An 18,896-nucleotide genomic window follows, 5' to 3' on the forward strand; every position below is an offset into this window, starting at 1 on the left:
TTTAGTTAAAGCTTATCGTAATAGTGCTAAATTAGTTTTAGATAAAACTGAATTTATTGATTTAATTAAATACTATTATTATCAAATTAAATATAATCTAGAACATACTAATCAATTTAATCATTTTTGTTATATTAATGATTTAGTAATAATTAGAACTAGTTATGAACAAAATAGTGTTCTTGTTTATGTTTTATCTAAACAAGAACTTAAAGAGATCGATCATAAATATCTTGATTGTGTACTAATCAAGTATGATTATTAAAAAGGGATAAAAAAGTGTGCTAACTTAAAGCACACTTTTGTTTTATCATAAACGGTTTTTGTAGAATGATAATGTGAAGTTATAGATTCCAATTAATAAAGCTGGGAATCATAAAGCTAAGATGATAGAACTATATACAATATTAGCAACTTCAATTCTTGTATCTAATTCTTTTCTAGCTAATTCACTATTATAAATAGAGAATGTATAGAATTGATAGATAGCACTATTTTTAATAAATGGTTGATCACTTAAAACAGTTAATTCTAAGCCATTAGGTTTAAAGACGAAGCCAACTACTAATAGTCCAATTACAATTAATGTAGCAAACAATCATACAACTCAAGCAACTCAAGCAACTCATACATCTTTACCTTTGTGTTTATGCTTAGCTTGAGCAATAATTGTAATTAACAATAAGACAAAGTAACTAATACTCATTAAACTAAAAGCAACAATTGCTTCAATTCTTAAACTTTCAGCAAAGATCCGATTAGCGTTTGGTACTTTTAGAATTGGTGAAACTAAATTATATTCATAAAACCCAATTTTAAAGTGTTGTCAATAATCAGTTTGATTATCTTGTAGTTGATGAAAATACTTAGGGGGAAGAGCTGTTAGAACAAAAACTCATAAACTAAAAGCAAAGAAAGCTAAAATCAATAAAAAGATTAATCATTTCCCTGATTTTAATTTGCCAAATTTTTGTTTTGATAATTCAAATCAATAATTTTGTAAATGTATTAACACAATGATCACACCATTATATTCTTAATATTTTTAATTTTATCACTTTTCAATTAACTTATTTAGAATAAGTGGATAAGATAGCTAAATATTAAGGGACAAATTTATTAATTTTGTTATTTATCTATATCCTTTTTATTTTATTTTTTATATCATAAATTCAAAAAATCAAAAAAAAGTTTCAAAAATAGTGTTGGATATGTAATAATATACACAATTAGCAAAGGTATAAAATATGAAATCTGTTAGTTTAAATAATAATTGAATTAATATGATTATTAAACATGTAACTTTTTATATGCATGTTATTACTTTTGCATCTTGAATTATCACTTTTATTAAGTTTATTATTAAGCATATTCTAATGAAGCATTGCACGAAGATTATGATGTGTAAGCGTATTATTAATAACAATAATATAAAACATTAATTTTTTAATAAATCAATTTAATATAAAGGATAGAGGTCTTACCACATAAGCTAAGACAGTACATATGAAACCAAATCACTCGGCAGGGTGATTGTTCAAATCAAAATGGTTTTTTGCTCTTACTTCTTTTAGTATAATCAGCGTTGCCTTAGTTAGTTGTCATTCAACTAATGATTTAAACAATAAACCCGAAACTTTTAAAACATTATCAGCATCAACTGATTTTATTTATAGTTTTAATAATCAAAGCTTTATAAATCAATTATCAGATGATGATCAAAAACAAATTCATAATTTATATCAAAGCTTTTATGAACATACTAATCAGCGTTTAAAACGTTCTTTTTATTTATACTATTCTTTTGCTTTTGCTCTATTAAATAAATGACAAGCAAAATATGATATCTTAACTGATTTAGTTTTAAAGTATGATAAGAAAACTAGTAGTTATCAATTTACTTTGCAATTTAAAGTTAAGATTAATGATTTAGGGAATAATTTAGACGCGATCACAAAACCCCAATTTTATACACCAACTAAAGATAATTCTTTACCAACACACATTAACAATCCCCAACCTTATTGGTTTTTAAATAAAGAAGAAATAATTAAAAAACTTGAACAATTATTACAAATGATAGTTGTTTACAAAGATGTAGAAATTATTCCAACCTGAGCAAAAACAGCGACTAATAACCAAGTCTTATCAGCGTTTAGTTTTCGCAAAGGAAAACTAAGCCGCTGGGTTTATGAAGCGAATCAAAAAAGTGAAGTTAATGACGGTTTTGCTTATATAAATAAAATTGCTTTAATTCAACAAAAAGAAATTGATCATGAAGTTGAACTTGCAACATTTGATGATCAAATATATTTACAAACATTTGTGATTAATGATTCAAACCAACTTCCAGATGTTAAAAAGATCACTAATGAAAATATTTTTCAATATGCATTAGATGAGTTTAGATATGATGTTAAAGACTTTATGTTTCCAACCTTTTTTGCAACAGATCAATCTTTATTATCAATTAAACATCATCAATCAGATAAAACTAATACTAAAATAGTTCAACAATGAACTGAAAACAATGTGGGAAGGATTAATCACATTAATCCTAAACTAAGTAGTATTATTGATAAGAAGTGAATCTTATTTGATCCATATTATTACTTTGATCAAACATTTGAACCAGAAAATCAATCAGGAATCAAACATTGCCACGCTGATGGTTATTGTCATTTCTAAAACGAGGTTATATGCGTAAAAATCATCAAACAATTATGAAACCGTTTTTTAATTGAATTAGCTATTTATGCTTGTTTGGTTTATTGGTTTGTATTATTATTTCACACATTGTAGTAGCTACTAATGAAAGTTTTAAACCAAAATTAGGAGCAATGTTTATTGGTTGATTAGTAGTTGTTATGATTGGTTATTTATATGTGCTATTTTCACGGCGTTATCATCGTAGAAAATGAGCTAAAGCATTAAGAAAAAATAGCCAATATAAAATTAATAAATTTGAAGCTAAATTAATTGATCGGTTTTATGAAAATGCAACCTATGATTTAGATTCAGTACAATATGCTACTATTCGCTTAAACATTTTAATTTCTATTATTTTATTACCAGCGTTTATTTACGCACTATCTTGTGCTATTGCTTATGGTGTAATTGAAAGTAATCAAGCAGCTATTAACTCAAGCACACAACTATTTATTTTTTAACTATTTCTAAAGGAGTGATATTTATGTCAGCAACTGAACAACGCAACCAGAACACAAATATTGCAGAGCAGTATCAGGACATTGAGAATACACCAAATAAAAAAGTTAATTACGCTTTTAGTAATAACTATGTTATATTTGGTAATTCTCGTTCAAGTCAAAACGTTGCAGAACGTGATAAAGTAATCGACCCCTTAGTTGATTTCTTCTCGCTGAAATCAAAGTTTATGACTTTTTTAACGAAAGCTTTAAAGTTAATTTTTGAATTTTTCTTTTTAGCTTGAATTGTTATTACTATTGTTTTCTTTTTAATTAACTCTGTGCCTGGAGAATCAGCACTTACTGTTGGTTTAACATCAAAAGAAGCAAAACTAGCAATTTTAGCTCAATATGGATTAGATCGACCACTTGGGGTACGATATTGAGAATATCTTGGAAACATCTTTATTGGTGAGTTTGGGATTAGTACATCAATTAGACCTGGAGTACAGATTAGTAGCTTTATTTGAGAACGATATTTAGTTAGTTTCTCAGTTGGGATCTTCTCTGTTTTATTAACACTTGCGATTGGGATTCCGCTTGGAGTGTTAGTTGGACGAAAACCAGGGGGAATTTTAGATAGTATTTCAACTGTTTTAATTTCAGTTATTTCTGCAGTTCCTTCACTTGTCTTTGGGTTGGTATTATTATTAATTGGTCGAAGTGTTGGTTTACCATTTATTTTTGATATCAATGATTTTATTACATATATCTTACCAGGGTTATCATTATCACTTGGTTCAATTATTGTTTATGTGCAATATATCAAGGTTGAAATGAACCGAGAATTAAACTCAATGCATGCTAAGTTTGCTTATTTAAAAGGGGCAACAGTAAATCGATTTGTATGAGTTCATGCTCTTAAACCATCACTATTCCCAATTGCAACATTCTTCCCATTTGTGATCTTGGGATCATTTACAGGAGCATTATTCATTGAACAGATTTTCCAAATTCCTGGATCTGGTTCACTATTCTTTGAAGCAATTATTTCAAAAGATTACAATGTTATTTTATTATTAGTAATTATTTATTCAATTACAACAATTGTTGGTTATACAACAAGAGATGCATTATACATCATGATTGACCCACGTATTAGAAGAGGAGGTAAGTAATTTATGTCAAAGTTTTCTGACTTTCTGAAAAAGAAATCAAAACAATTTGCAACAGCTGTGACTGAAGAATTTAGTTCAGATGCACCAAATAAATTCCTACAACCTTTTCAGCACCAACAATGGAAAATTATTGGGAACTTAATTGAGTTTAGAGAAAACAGTTACATGGGTGCAAAACCACGACCATTCTTAGAGTTTGCTAACCGTTATGGGCGTTCTTGATCTGGTTTAATTGGTTTTTCTATTATTGTTATTTTATTTATTTTAGCTTTTGTTATTCCGTTTACTACAAACTCACCAACAGAACTAAGACCTAACCAACGTTATTTAAACTATTTCACAGATGGTTTCATCTTTGGAACTGATGATAATGGTCGGGATTTATGAGCAATGCTTTGATGAGGGTTAAGATACTCACTTGGGATTGCGATTGTAGTTACAATCATTGATTTAGTGGTTGGAGTTACAATTGGGATTTTAATGGGTTATTTCAATTTCTTTGATAAGATAATGACTTTCATTATTAAGATCTTAACTAATGTCCCTACAATTATTATCTTAATGATTTTAACAATCATTTTAAAACCATCATTTGGAGTTATGATTTTTGCTATTTCATTCTCAGGATGAACTGGAATGGCTAATCAGATGCGTTCACAAGTACGACGTGCTCGTGGTTTCTTATGAGTATCTGCATCTAAAACATTAGGTACAAAACCAATTCGAATTTTATGAAACTTTGTACCAATCATTATTCCGTTAATGATTACTCAACTTGTATTCTCAATTCCTGGAGCAATTTTAGCTGAGTCTTCATTAGCTTTCATTGGTTTATCTTTACCAAACACACCAACGCTTGGTAACTTAATTGCAGATGGTGCAACAATTATTACTTTATATCCACGTTTCACATTAATTCCATCATTCTTATTAGTGTGCCTTGTGGCTTCAATTCAGTTAGTAGGAGGGGCGACTCAAGAAGCATTACGTCGTCAACGATAGTTTATGAAATGAATTAACAGACGAAACTATATTGTTTATATTCGTAACAGCAAGCGTTTCTTTCTACAAGATCAAAAAACTAATGAAATTAAAGAATTAGCTAATTCAAATGAAACATTACTAAATCAACTTCAACCACTTGAATTAGATGTTAATGAACTTAATTTAAGCCCACTTAGTTTAGAGCAAGAACATGTTGAACTTAATTTAGTCCAACCAACTTTACAACAAGAACAATCAGTTGATCAACTAAGTTTAAGTGAGCAAACTAATCTACAAGAAGTTGTTCAAACTCAAACTGAAGAGAAAACTGATTTAGAGCTTGAAAATGTTGTAATTACTGAACAAGCTGAAACATTAAAAGTTGAACAAGAACAAGTTGAAGAAGTTCAACAAACTCAAACTCTAGAAGAACAAGTTCAAGAAGTTGAACAAGAACCAATCCAACCAGTTTTAAAATCAACTAAAAAACCGGTTTCTAAAAACATTTTTGGTAAGATTGATAAAAGAAAAAACTTCAACTTTGAAGAATTTGAAAAAAATGTTAAATATAAAGAATTTTCAGATGGAACAAGAAAAAAGATTGCAGCTGAAATCATTGATCTTCGTTTAACATTTACTAACCCATCACGTCCAGATGATCGTGCATTAGTTTTACGTGGTCCATCAATTCAATTTTATGAAGGTGAAGTACACGCTATCATTGGTGAATCAGGATCTGGTAAATCAGTTATTACTTCATTACTTTATGGATTAGCTGGGAAAACTGCAAACATCGAAGAAGGTAAAGTTCTTTTATATAATAATGAAGTTCAAAAATTTAAATTTAAAGATTGAGAACGATCTAAATATATAGGAAGAGTTATATCTGCTGTTTTCCAAAACCCAATGTCAACCCTTAACCCTACAATGAAAATTGGTAAACAAATTATGGAAGGGATGTTGATTAATGGGATTGTTAAGAATCGTAAAGAAGCTAAACAACAAGCTGTTGAATATCTAAAACTAACAAAGATCAATAACCCAGAAGAAGTAATGGAATTATATCCACACGAACTTTCAGGGGGGATGATCCAAAGAGTTGTAATTGCATCAATTGTTTCATTACACCCAAAAATCTTAGTTTTAGACGAACCAACAACTGCTCTTGACCCAACGGTTCAAGCATTAGTATTAGATATTATTCGTGAACTTCAACAGAAGTTTAAAATGTGTGTTATCTTCATTACTCACGACTTAGGAGTAGTTGCAAGTATTGCTAACTATATCTCTATTATGTATGCAGGGCAAATCATTGAAGAAGGAACACGAGATGAAATTCTTTGAAATCCACAACACCCATATACATGGGGTTTGATTATGTCAATGCCAGATGTGAATAAGGGCGAACGATTAGCTACAATTCGTGGTTCTGTTCCATCACGTTTAAATGATATTGTTGGAGATGCTTTTGCTGTTCGTAATGAATATGCACTAACACGAGACTTTACAATTGAACCTGATATGTACTACATTTCAGATACACACCGAGCAAAAACAGCTCTTTTAGACAAACAAGCACCAGAGTACGAACCACCAACTATTATTAAAGAGAAATGAGAAGCTTTTAAAGCTAAACAAAATTCTAAACAAGATACACATGAAGGGAGTTAAGCATGAGTAAAGTAGAACAGAAAAAAGCCTTTTTTAATTACAAAAAGCGTTTTTTACTTAAAGACAAACTCACAATTAGACCAATTACTGATGGTTTATTAGAGCGACTAAATGCTGCTCCTGAAAAGAAGCGTTTAGTTGAAGTTCGTCACATGGATATTACATATGGATATGGTTTAAAGAAATTTAGAGCTGTTAAAGATATATCATTCAATATTTATGAAGGTGAAGTATTAGGTTTAGTTGGTGAATCAGGATCTGGTAAATCAACAACTGGATCAGCATTAATTGGTTTAGTACGACATAGTTTTGGTGATGTTGTTATTAATGGAGTTAAATTACCTAAACAAGGTGAAAAAGTAACTAAAGAATTTACTGACTTTATGGTTAATAATGTTCAGATGATTTTCCAAGACCCTTCTAACTCACTTAACCCATATGTTAATGTTGAAACAATTGTAAGTGAAGGTTTAAATAATATTAAAGATCTTAAGAATGGTTATTTAAATGTTCAATTCCGTACTTTTAGTAAGGAATTTATGAAAGAAGCAAATGCGAAACAACTTCGTCATTTAGCAGATAGACATGGAGAGTATATTCGTTCTGAAGGATTTGATTTTAAGAATGAAGAGCATCAAGCTAAATTATTAGCACTTCATAAAGAATTAGATCAAGAAGCTGCTTTTAAATACAATAGTGAAGAATTAAGTAAAGTATTTCATGAAATTAATGCTACTAAGAATTTATCACGACCTAAACTTGTTCACCACATCATTTTAGATGTGCTTAAATCTGTTGGATTAGATGAATCAGTACTTCGTAGATACCCATTAGAATTCTCAGGGGGGCAACAACAACGGATCGGAATTTCACGAGCTGTTGCGCTACGACCTAAATTATTAATTGCTGATGAACCAATTAGTGCTTTAGACGTTTCAATTCAGGCCCAAGTTATTAACATTTTTAAAGAATTAAAAGAAAAATATAAATTAACAATTTTATTTATTGCCCACGATTTACGAATGGTTGAATATATTTCAGATCGAATCGCAGTTATGAATAAAGGGGTATTACTTGAAATTGGACCAACAAAAGAAATTACTAAAAACTTCTTACATCCATATACAAAATCATTAATGGAAGCTGTTCCATCAATTGAGTCTGAAAAGAAATCATTACTAGGTTATGTTTACGATTCACAAATGCATGGATATAGTCCAAGTAAACAACCAAAATGAATCAATTTAGGAAATGATCACTTTGTATTAGCAACTGATGAAGAAATAGAAAATTGAAAAGCTGGAAAATATTAAAAAAGGAGATGATGTCATATGAAAAAACGCTTAGGATTAGGCGCTAAGTTCGGGATTGCTTTTGCATCAGTAGCTGTTGCTGCGGGTGCGGTGGTTGGATTCATGAAACTTTATTCAGAACATCACAAAGGATTAAAAATCGAAATCCGTTCTGATTTTAGTACTTCAATTCCAGCTCATCAAGTGCAAAAAGCAAATTTTGTTGACGGAACTGATAAACCTGTTGCAAGTTATGATCCAAATAACGCCACAAAAGATACTCCTGTTACTTTACTAGTTGATTTAGGTAATGAAAAAGCAGGAAAAGTACTTCCTTATAAAGAGTTCTTCCAATTATTTGCAGAAGTTACAAATGATTTACCTCGTTTCAAACTTGAAGCAGGACCAATCGTATTTAAAAATGAATATGTTGAATCATTACTTCCACATGAATTTATTCAATATACAAACTGATTCTTAAACAATGTATCTTGAGGACCTGATTTATTAACACTTCGTCAATTTAAATTAGGACGTGGGGTTAAGATTAATGGAAACTCTATTACACTTGGACAACACGGTGGTTCAAAAGAACAAACAGAAATCGAATTCTACCCAGATGGATTCTTTGGTTCATTACCATTGTATTCAGCTTTAACTGGATCAGGAAATCACCCTGACCGTTTAACTAACCAATTGAATACAAAAGGAATGTTAAAAGAAGAATTAGAAGCATATGTAAAAAATATTCCTTGATTAATTTCATACCAAAATGCACCAGCAAATCCAGCTGGTATGAAATTAATTGAAACAATTAAGTATGCTAAGAATTTATATGTTTTTGATGCTAGTTCTTATTTAAATTTAGATAAGGATCCGTTAAACTTCGAAGTATGACAAGCTTTTAGTAAACGAAAAGCAACTAATTTATTAAATTTAAGATATTTAGTAACAGGTAAAGATCAAGCTGAAGTAGCTAAAAAAGCACTTGCTATTTTAAAAGAATTAGTTGTTGTTAAAGGTTTTACACTAAAACCTGAACACCAATTTACTAGTTTAAAAATTAGCGATCAAACACTTTATAAATTTAGTTCAATTAGTGATGTAAAACAAAAAGGTGTTACAAGCACAAAACCAGCTAATTCTTCTTTTCAAAGTCTACTAAACCCTGCTCTTGAAATCTCTGGAAAAGGTGGATTAGTTAATGGTGCTGAATCTGATCTTAAACTAGAAGTTAGTTTATATCGTCAAGACCACGTTCACAGTAAATACAACCCACAAAGAGACCCAATTGTATATGGACGACTTGATTCTGCAGTTGCTAATGCTTTTGTTGAAATCACAAAAAATGCTTTTAATTACTATTTAAAAGATCAAGTTAACTTTAAAAATTTATATGCTGCTAATGTTCATTTAACAAATAAAACTTTATTAGTTTATGATCATGATCAAACTAAGGTTAACTCACGTTTTTATTTTTCAAAAACACAAGCTGCTCAAGCTGAAGTTAAAGATTATGATTTAGCTAAATTAAAACAAATCACAATTAAACAAGTTAATAAGAAATCTAATAATGAATTAGAGTTAATTACAACTGGTGATGAAATCTATACATTAAAACAACCAACTAATAACAAAAAAGGTTATAGCTATGATTCTCGGTTTGATGATTCATTCAATACCTTGAAAGTAGCTATTGATTATTATGATACATTTACACCACGTGTAATTGAATCAAATACATTATTTGTTGATGGTAAAGTTATTAATGTTTATAAAATTTATACAGACATTTACTCTGGTTTAATTGATAAAGTAGTTAATAAATCACCACATTTACTTAAAGAAATTGATGGTTTACATGCTGAATTAAAAGAAGATGAAAACGGTATCTTACAATATGAATTAAAAGATGGTAAATATAGAGGTTTTGGAGCTTCTGATCGTTTACCATATATTGCAGTTGTTGCCCAATCAGATCCAGGATTTGAATCAACTGGAATTGATTATTTAAAATATGTTGGTGCTCACGAATATGGACACCACCAAACACTACAATACATCAAAGACACATCTAATCAAAAAGTATCTTCAATTGTTGGTGCAATTGATAATAGAGCTGGTGTTAGCTTTGAAAGTTTCCACAACACTGATGTATTACAATTATATTTAGATGCTCGATCAAGTGGACTTAAAGTTAGAATTACAGATAACACTTATCAACCAAATAAAAAGGGTGCTTATACAAACTTTAATTATAATGTACCAACACAAGATAAACCATTACGTTGAGAAAATGCATTTGATATTTTTGGTTCTGTTAATGGACAAAATCCAGACGAATTATTAATGCGAACTGATCGAAGATTCCTTCAACACTTTGATGATGTTAAAACAGCATCACAGGCTCGTAACATCAAACCATTTGATTTCTATTTAATGAACTCATTTGATCACGAATCAGGAACAGTTAACCCAGCAATTAATGATTCTATTAATGATTTATCTCAACTAAATGCAATGTATTTTAGAAAAGATAGTCAACAAGGTTTTAATTTCAATTCTGTTAATGGTTTTAAAGGTCTTAAATACTATGAAGGTATTGTTAAAGATGGAGTTGGCAATCCGATCAAATTTGATGCAAACGGTTTACCAGTTGTTTTCGAACTAGCTGATCCAACTAAAGTACGTGGTCCATACCAACCTGAAGATATTAAGGTTTTAATTAAAACCCGAGATAATATTGATGTTGTTGACCCAAGAAACTACTTAGTAACAAATGAAGCTGGTTCACAACAAGTTAATATTAATCGATTTGTTCAAGCTGCTCTACAAATAAGAAACTCAATTCTTAATTTAATTGTTACACAATTTGGAATCAATGGATGGGATTCAAAAGTTAATGGATTTAATTTATCAAATGCGATTAACAATAGCTATTCAGATGATTTTGTTGTTCGTAACTTTAACCCAGGCATGATTGGTTCTAATGAACAAAGTTTTAGAGAATTAAATAAATTCTTCTTCGAAAACCCTAAGTTCAGTGTTCTTAAACGAACAAATGCAGCTGAAAAACTTGCAGATACTCCAGAGATTAACAAGTTATGGTTAAATATAAGACATCCATCTAAGGTTTGACAATCAAGTACCCCTGGAGCTAATTTAGTAGGTTTATCAACAATGTTTAGAGATTCTGCTGATAAATTAGCTAGTGATGATTTAGATCCAAATACAAAACAAGCCCGAGATTTAGCTCTTAGACATAGAGCTAACCCTGGAAACTTCCCTATATTCAGTAAGTATAACTATTTCGGACTTGCAGTTGAAAGTGCAAATGGTGATTATTATGTTGCTCAACCAGATACAGAAGTATTCTATAATAGTGCTAATTTAAAAGGGGCAGCACATTTTGAAAATTTAATTAATCCTTTAGATGATAAATTTAAACTTTTACAAGCAAACGAATTGTTTGAATTCTGAAAAACTAAAGGGTTAAAACCACTGACTACTCTTGCAACTAATGATCCATCTGCAAAACCTAATGATAAAGGACAACTTCCAACACGTCCAATTTTCCAATTTGAGACATTAAATAATGTAGATAAAGTTGAAGATTTAAAGAAACCAGAAAACTTTAACTTTGTTTATAATTTAGGAAAATCTGCAGAACCATTATTTAATTACTTTGCAAATCCAAACCCAGCTCCTGCCCAACCAGCTACACCTGCAACAACTCCACCTACACCTGCAACAACTCCACCTGCAGATACAACTTCAACTTCAACTTCAACACCTACAAAATCTCCTTTTGTATTCAACACAAACAAAAAAGCATTTGAAGTAAAAAGTTTAGATGATCTATATGAATTAATTTCAATCGATCCTACTAAATACACTATTGGAGAAGTAACAAATCCAGAAAATGGTCAAACAGTTGCTCGTGGACGTCAATGAGATTTAGACTATGTTCAACAGAGATTTGATCTTAAGAAATATTATGATGAAGCAGTTAAACCAAAACTAACTGGTGAAGCAAAAACATCTTACACTTATGAAGTTTTCTTAAAAACATTTGGTTATAGTACTTTAATGGATCAATTTGCTGATAATCTTACTTATTTAGTAAAATCTCCAAAAGATTTAACTTTAGATAAATTAAACACACTTGAACACATCTTTGATGGTGAATTTGGACTTAGAGGTTATGGTTCATTTGGAGCAAAAATTTTCCAAAACGCATACGCTGCTCCTAAACTAAACAAAGCAAACAAATTCAAACCAGGAAAAGATGATATTGATTACCGTTCAACAGAAGTTATTGTTAACGAAATTAAAAAATACTTCACTCGTTTCAATATCAAACCAACAAACATCCACCTTGGTCAAATTCTTGCTTTAACTTATGGATTTGATGTAACTGTTGTTCCTGATGTTGTTGAATCACAAGGAGCAAATCCTCAAGCAATTCCATTCTACTTAAGAAGAATTTCACAAAATGATGGTCTACCATCTATTACAACAGACCTAAAAACTGGTGAGAAAAAACGAAACGGTAAATACTGAAATTCAACACTTAATGATCTTAATAATTCTCGAATGGAAACAAAATTAAATGATGTTTTCTCAGATTATACATATAATATTTCAGAAGTTTTAACTCGTGACTATGTACAAATTACATATGCACCAAGTGAAGATGAAACTAAGAACTTACCAAACTACATTACTGGTTTAAATGAATTTAATACTGGTAATGAAAGAGTGTTTGCTGGTGATAATACAAAACAATGATTATCTAGAACAATTACTCCATTCTTTGTTTCAGGATGACAAGATAATAGAGATAAAATTAATATTTGATCATTACCAATAATGTTTGCTTTACGTGATCATGCTAAATTTGCTGATGCTACATCAGAGAGTTTAGATAGTTACTATCAAACTAATAAAGATATATATGATGCAATTGCAAAAGGAGCTATTGATCAAAACACTCGTCCAGCTATTGTTCAAAAACTTCAAGCCTACAAGCTTGATTTATTAGAAGTAGCTAAGAAAATAACTGAAAATAAAAATGCTGCATTATTAAGTTATGATAGTTATGAAGTAGCTAATAATGCAAGACCAACATATATTGGAAGAACAACTAAAACAAATAACGGATTCTTTAAAGACCGTTGATTAAGAAAAGTGCTTGGTTGAGAAATCTATGATGATAAACGAGAACCAATTGTTGATAACAACATTAAGATTACAGAATTAGATAACAAAACAAAAGTTACAGATCGTGCTCGTGCACTTTGAATGTATACTCTTAAATCACAAGGTGTTGGGGATCGTACATTATCTGGAATCCACCGTAATAAAGAAACAGATACAACTTTATTATGAGGGTTTATACCAAAAGCATATAAAGACAAAGTTAAATACATTGCTCTTGAAAACAAAACTACAAAACAACTTGAATATATCAAAGTATCTACTAATAACACAAGCAACATGTTCTATTTAAAGAAACAATCTGATTTAAGTTCAAAAGTGACACTTGAAGATGAAGGTTATGTAGCATGAACTAGTGATTATGCTATTTTATCAAACTTCTCTAACTCATTAATTGATTTAGATGCTGCACGAACTTATGGATCAAACTTTAGATTATTCTTTGTTGATGAAAACAAAAAAGAAATCGAAAATCTAATGAGTTTAGGTAGTGTTAAATATATTGGTGAAAATGGTAAAGCAGCATCAACTGCTCCAATTTATGCTAATAAAAATGAAACAGATAACCAAGTATATATTCGAATTAGTAATCAATTCTCAATTTAAAGGAAGGGAGGTTATGTATGAAAAGTAGAAAAATAAACAAAAAAATAATTCTTTCATTAACCGGACTTGTTACAGTTGCATCAATTAGTGCAGCTGTGCTTGCTGCGTGTTCACCAGCTTCTAGAACAGATAGTACTTTATCACAAGTTACAAACAATAACTTAGGAAAGAATTATGATGTTGGGATTGCAATCGATCCGATCAACTCGCTTAACTATATTAAATTTGCTTCAATGCGTCGTATCTCTCAAACTTTGGTTGAAGGACTAACAAAAGAAGCACCATCACCATCTTCAAAAATTGGTTTCTTAGTTGGTGCACATAATTTAAATTTACGTTATTTCCCACCAAATCCAAAAGCAACTGTTTTAGAAAATTTAACAGATGAAGATTTTGATAAAAACTATACAACAAGAAATCTTCCTGGTTCATTTTATGGTATTTCAAACAATGGATTACAACCTGGAGTTGTAGATTCAGAAAACGAAGCTAACCCATCAATTATAACGATTCAAAACGGGCAACAAAAACCAATTGCAATGAGATATGTTTTAAATAACGGAGCTTCTAAATGATCAAACGGAGAAGAGATTAATGCTCACAACTTCATTGATTCTGTTGAATATATTTTAGATATCAACACTGGTTCACAACTAAGAACAGAATTATTAAAACTTAATATTCGTGGTTCTCATGAAATTAACTCAGCTCAAGAAGAATATATTCGTAAGCACGGAAAAGCTTATATAAATCCTTTTGGACGAGCTAATTATGTTCTAAATCCAGAAACTAATGAATACGAAGAAGATCCAAATTTTGTCCCTTTCCAAAGTCAAACTTTTGATAAGGATGGGAATCCGGTTGATGAAGAAGAAGTTGCTGCAATTCGTAGTGCTGTTTTAAGATTAGGTCTTACAACAGGACAAGTATTTACTAATATTACTAATGATCAACTTAGAACTGCTCTTGCTTTAGAAGAAAACAAAGATGTTGATTTAACTAATATTCGTGAACTTAAAACAATTAAAGTTAGAAATACAAAAGGTGAAATTGTTGATTTTAAACTAAGAGCAAATAGATACTTTAACCGTTTACAAAAAGCAAGTGTAGCTAAAGGGTCTGATGTTGCAACAACAGATCGATTACTTCGTCACTGATTATTACCAAGTAACCGGTTTGAACTTTTAGTTGAATTCGAAACATATGCTCCATATCCAAGTGATACTGCTGCGTTTAATGCATTCCATGGTAAACAATCATTCTTACCAATTAACCGTAAGTTTGTTGAATTAAATGGTGGGATTCATGAATTTGGTTCTACACCACAAAAATTCTTAACTGCAGGTCCTTTTGTTATTGAAGATGCAATTCTAGGACCTGAAGGTTATATCTTATTAAGAAAGAATAAAGATTATCTAACTGCTAACTGAACACTTAGTGATACAATCAAGATTTGATTCAACTCTAAGAACGAAGTTAAATCTTTATATTTTGAAGAAGGATATATTTCAACAACAAATATTCCAGCTTCATACCAACTTAAGTTCTGATCGCAAGAAAAATATCGTAAGTTGATGAAAAAACAACAAGGGATTGGTAACGTTGCAATTCAATTTAACTTAGATCCACAATCACGATATGATTCATATGAAGAATATTTAGCTAATAAAGATAAACATATTCCAATCTTAGATCCAGATCTAAGACGTGCACTTGGGTTTGCTACAAACCGTGAAAGCATTTTACGTTTAACTGGATGAACTGCTTCATTCCCTGTTAATAACTGGACTGCTTTTGGAGATATTAAAGATTCAAGAGGAAAAAACTTAGAACTTTGATTTGAAGATAAATCATTTGCAACAGAATATAAAGAAGATGGTAGTGTAACTACTAATCAACAACCATTAGTTGATCCAACAGGAAAAAATGGTTCATTAGCTAATAGTGATGTTAATATCCAACAACTATTAAAAACTAAAACTGATTTCTACAACAAATTAGAACAAAATAACCGATTTGGTTATAAAGAGTTCCCATTAGTTAATAACTCATTTGTTGAGCATAGTTCAAAACACTTAAATTTTGAAAACATCGATCGAACTGATAAAGCTTATGATGTTGATGTAGCTAATTTTTATTTAGATCGTTACAAAAAGAAACATCCAGAACTTAATAAAGTTAAACTAACATATGTATATGCTTCACAACCTGCAGAAAATACAAAAGCTGCAATTGCTTTCCAAGATTTAATTCACCGTAACCTTGGTGGTTATGTTGAAATTGAACTTAAAGCTTTACCACAAAATACATATGTATCATTCATCTCATCTGGTAAATTTGATATTACTTATCAAAACTTAGATAAGTATGCAGGGGCTGGTTTTGATGGTTCAATGGGTCCATTCTTTATTAGTGATGGTATTGATTTAGCAAATAGTAAATCAAGCGGTTATGAACTTAACCCATCAGGTGCTTGAGTCTTTAAAAACTTCTTTGATGCTTATAAAGATAATCCAGAAGGATTAAAGAAAACGCTTGAACGATTAAAAATTTCAAACGAAGATGCTGAAATTATTCGTGAACTTGCTTATACATCAAATGTAAAAACAACAATCCCATACAACCCAACAAATAAAGATGTATTATTACATGGTAAACAATTATCTTTATTAGATGAAGCTATTCCAATCTTCTCATATATTGTTAATGCTGCAAATGAACAAGCTTATTTAAAAGAAAAAGATGAAACTAAAAAAGCAAACCTTGCAAAAAGAAGAATCTACCTTCCTAAACAGCTTGCTGATCAATTAAGTGATAACGATGGGGTTGCTATAATTAAAGGTTCTATTTTAGGTCAGATGCCTGTTAAATTAACTAAACTATCAACTCCGGTTACAAAAGAGATGATAGCTAAGGATTTTGATCAAGAATTAGCTGATAAGTTAATTAAAGAACATAAAGATCGTGTTGCTTTTGAATTCGATTTACTATCACAAGCCAAATCTGATACTTATGAAGTAGTTGATATTCAAAAACTTATCCCACCACAAAAAGAAAACGAAAAACCAACTCTTAAATCAATAGTTACTAAATATAAAACTAAACTAGTTGATAATAAAGAAGTAAGTACTGATCAAGTTAATGATCTATTATTTACAACAAAACATGAAACAAGAGAAGATCAGCAAAAACGAATTAAAGCGTTCTTCTCTTCTCAACGGGTGGGCTGACAAACAGAAAATGAAATCTTTAGAATCATTACAGATTTAGAAAAGATTTTACGTGAAGAAATGCCAATTTTACCAATTATGGACACAGATACAAACTGAACAATTTCATCTCTTGGTGGAGTTGGTAATGTGTATACATATTACTTACAATTTGCATACGATTACAGAAATCCACCACGTCCTGGATTACCACGATCTCCTGATGAAGAAGCGAATTAATTATGAGTTTAGTATTTAGAAGATTATTATTCATTGTTAGTTCTAATTGCGTTGAAGCAATTTTATTAGCTTTCTTATTTTTAAGTGCAGGACTTTGAATTGGTTTTAGTGTTGAACTAAATGCACTTGATGTAGATTCAACAACTAGAATTAATCAACTTAATGAAAGCATTAAATATGCATCAGGATTCTTTGCATTCTTTACTACTGTTTGAGCATTATTGTATTTAATTAAGAGTTTTGTAACAATTGTATTTTTAAGTAAATATACAAAACGATTTAAAATAGATGTTGATCGTAAAAAAATCACAGCTGGTCTTTACTTAAGCTTTTTAACTCCATTATTATTCTTATTTGTTGCTTTATATACTTTAATTCTTTATTTACTAGTATATAGTTGAAACAGAAAAAGTAAGCGTGAAAACGTGAACTATATTAATGGGTATGAAAAAGCAGCTGTTGCTTAATTAATAAGACTAAACAACCAAGACTTTTGCTTGGTTGTTTTTTTGTTGTTTTAAATCATATAATTATTAATAACAACTAAAGGATAGAGTATGAAACAATTTGTTTATGATTTAATCATTATTGGAGCAGGACCATCTGGAGTATATAGTGCAATTCATTCAGATCCTAATGCTAGAGTATTGTTAATTGATAAGAATAAAGAAATAATGAAGAAGTTTATTCAAACCGGAGCTGGACATTGTAATATTACAAATAATATAGCTTTAGATCAATTAGTTGATAATATGCTTTATTCTAAAAAGTTTATGTATTCAGCATTTTCTTTATATGGACCAAAACAGATCTTAGAGTTTTGTGCAAAACATCGTATTGATACTTATCAAGTAGAAAATTCTACTAAGATTAAAATTACTTGTAATAACACAACCTTTATCAAGAAAATGAATCAAATCATTGAATCTAAAGATAACATTGATCTAAAGCTTGATTGTGCTATTAAAAGTGTTCATATAGTTGATGATTTATATGTAATTAAAGATCAAAATAATGAATTATATTACTCAAAAGCATTAATGATTGCAACAGGTGGATTAAGCTATCCTAGAACTGGATCAACTGGGGATGGATATAAGTTTGCTTTAAGTTTAAATCATACCCTTTTAAGAACCTATCCAATGGGATTGGGAATTGTTATTAATGATCAATTTAAAATTACATCTAATCTTCAAGGAACACCATTTAGTAATGTAATTGGATCAATTATAGATTGTGAAACTAATAAAGTATTAGTATCTGAAAAAGGAGAATTAATGATTGCTCACTTTGGGATGGGTGGAACTTTGATTCGTCGCTTAAGTGGGTATGTTAGCTATCATAATC

12 protein-coding genes are annotated in these 18,896 nt (G+C 30.0%); 11 read left to right on the forward strand and 1 reads right to left on the reverse strand.

The genetic code is table 4. The features are described from left to right. The coding region (locus UDIV_RS04460; protein ID WP_038101806.1) for a hypothetical protein at positions 1–265 on the forward strand (265 nt) is incomplete at its 5' end. Between the two features lie 42 nt (positions 266–307). On the opposite strand, the gene UDIV_RS00635 is transcribed toward UDIV_RS04460, so the two are convergent. After that, on the reverse strand, positions 308–1,015 hold the full coding sequence (locus UDIV_RS00635; protein ID WP_038101810.1) for a hypothetical protein: 708 nt from the start codon (positions 1,013–1,015) through the stop codon (positions 308–310). A 518-nt stretch (positions 1,016–1,533) separates the two neighbouring features. Between UDIV_RS00635 and UDIV_RS00640 the strand changes: the two genes are divergently transcribed. From UDIV_RS00640 to UDIV_RS00685, 10 genes are all read left to right on the forward strand, one after another. Beyond that, positions 1,534–2,688 carry a hypothetical protein gene (locus tag UDIV_RS00640; RefSeq protein ID WP_156021856.1) on the forward strand — a complete coding sequence of 385 codons (1,155 nt, stop codon included), beginning with the start codon at positions 1,534–1,536 and terminating at the stop codon, positions 2,686–2,688. 11 nt (positions 2,689–2,699) lie between these two features. Then, the gene (locus UDIV_RS04355; protein ID WP_038101816.1) at positions 2,700–3,170 is read left to right on the forward strand and encodes a hypothetical protein; all 471 of its coding nucleotides are present in this window, start codon (positions 2,700–2,702) and stop codon (positions 3,168–3,170) included. Between the two features lie 23 nt (positions 3,171–3,193). Next, positions 3,194–4,327, forward strand: coding sequence for an ABC transporter permease (locus tag UDIV_RS00650; protein WP_081847790.1), 1,134 nt, complete (start codon positions 3,194–3,196; stop codon positions 4,325–4,327). 3 nt (positions 4,328–4,330) lie between these two features. Continuing rightward, positions 4,331–5,329, forward strand: coding sequence for an ABC transporter permease (locus UDIV_RS00655; RefSeq protein WP_038101818.1), 999 nt, complete (start codon positions 4,331–4,333; stop codon positions 5,327–5,329). Positions 5,330–5,782: 453 nt separating this feature from the next. After that, a complete protein-coding gene (locus tag UDIV_RS00660) occupies positions 5,783–6,982 on the forward strand; it encodes an ABC transporter ATP-binding protein (RefSeq protein WP_416389598.1) in 1,200 nt (399 codons plus the stop codon). Positions 6,983–6,984: 2 nt separating this feature from the next. Continuing rightward, the gene (locus UDIV_RS00665) at positions 6,985–8,295 is read left to right on the forward strand and encodes an ABC transporter ATP-binding protein (RefSeq protein ID WP_038101823.1); all 1,311 of its coding nucleotides are present in this window, start codon (positions 6,985–6,987) and stop codon (positions 8,293–8,295) included. Positions 8,296–8,313: 18 nt separating this feature from the next. Then, on the forward strand, positions 8,314–14,100 hold the full coding sequence (locus UDIV_RS00670) for a PDxFFG protein (RefSeq protein WP_038101825.1): 5,787 nt from the start codon (positions 8,314–8,316) through the stop codon (positions 14,098–14,100). Between the two features lie 17 nt (positions 14,101–14,117). Further along, positions 14,118–17,549, forward strand: coding sequence for an ABC transporter substrate-binding protein (locus UDIV_RS00675; RefSeq protein ID WP_038101828.1), 3,432 nt, complete (start codon positions 14,118–14,120; stop codon positions 17,547–17,549). Between the two features lie 2 nt (positions 17,550–17,551). Then, complete coding sequence (locus UDIV_RS00680) at positions 17,552–18,016, forward strand: hypothetical protein (protein ID WP_038101831.1); 465 nt, start codon at positions 17,552–17,554, stop codon at positions 18,014–18,016. A gap of 90 nt (positions 18,017–18,106) precedes the next feature. Continuing rightward, positions 18,107–18,896: NAD(P)/FAD-dependent oxidoreductase (locus UDIV_RS00685; RefSeq protein ID WP_038101838.1), on the forward strand; the 790-nt coding region annotated here is incomplete at its 3' end.

Origin of the sequence: Ureaplasma diversum NCTC 246, assembly GCF_000731915.1 — a bacterium.
In the GTDB taxonomy this organism is placed as follows: domain Bacteria; phylum Bacillota_I; class Bacilli_A; order Mycoplasmatales; family Mycoplasmoidaceae; genus Ureaplasma; species Ureaplasma diversum.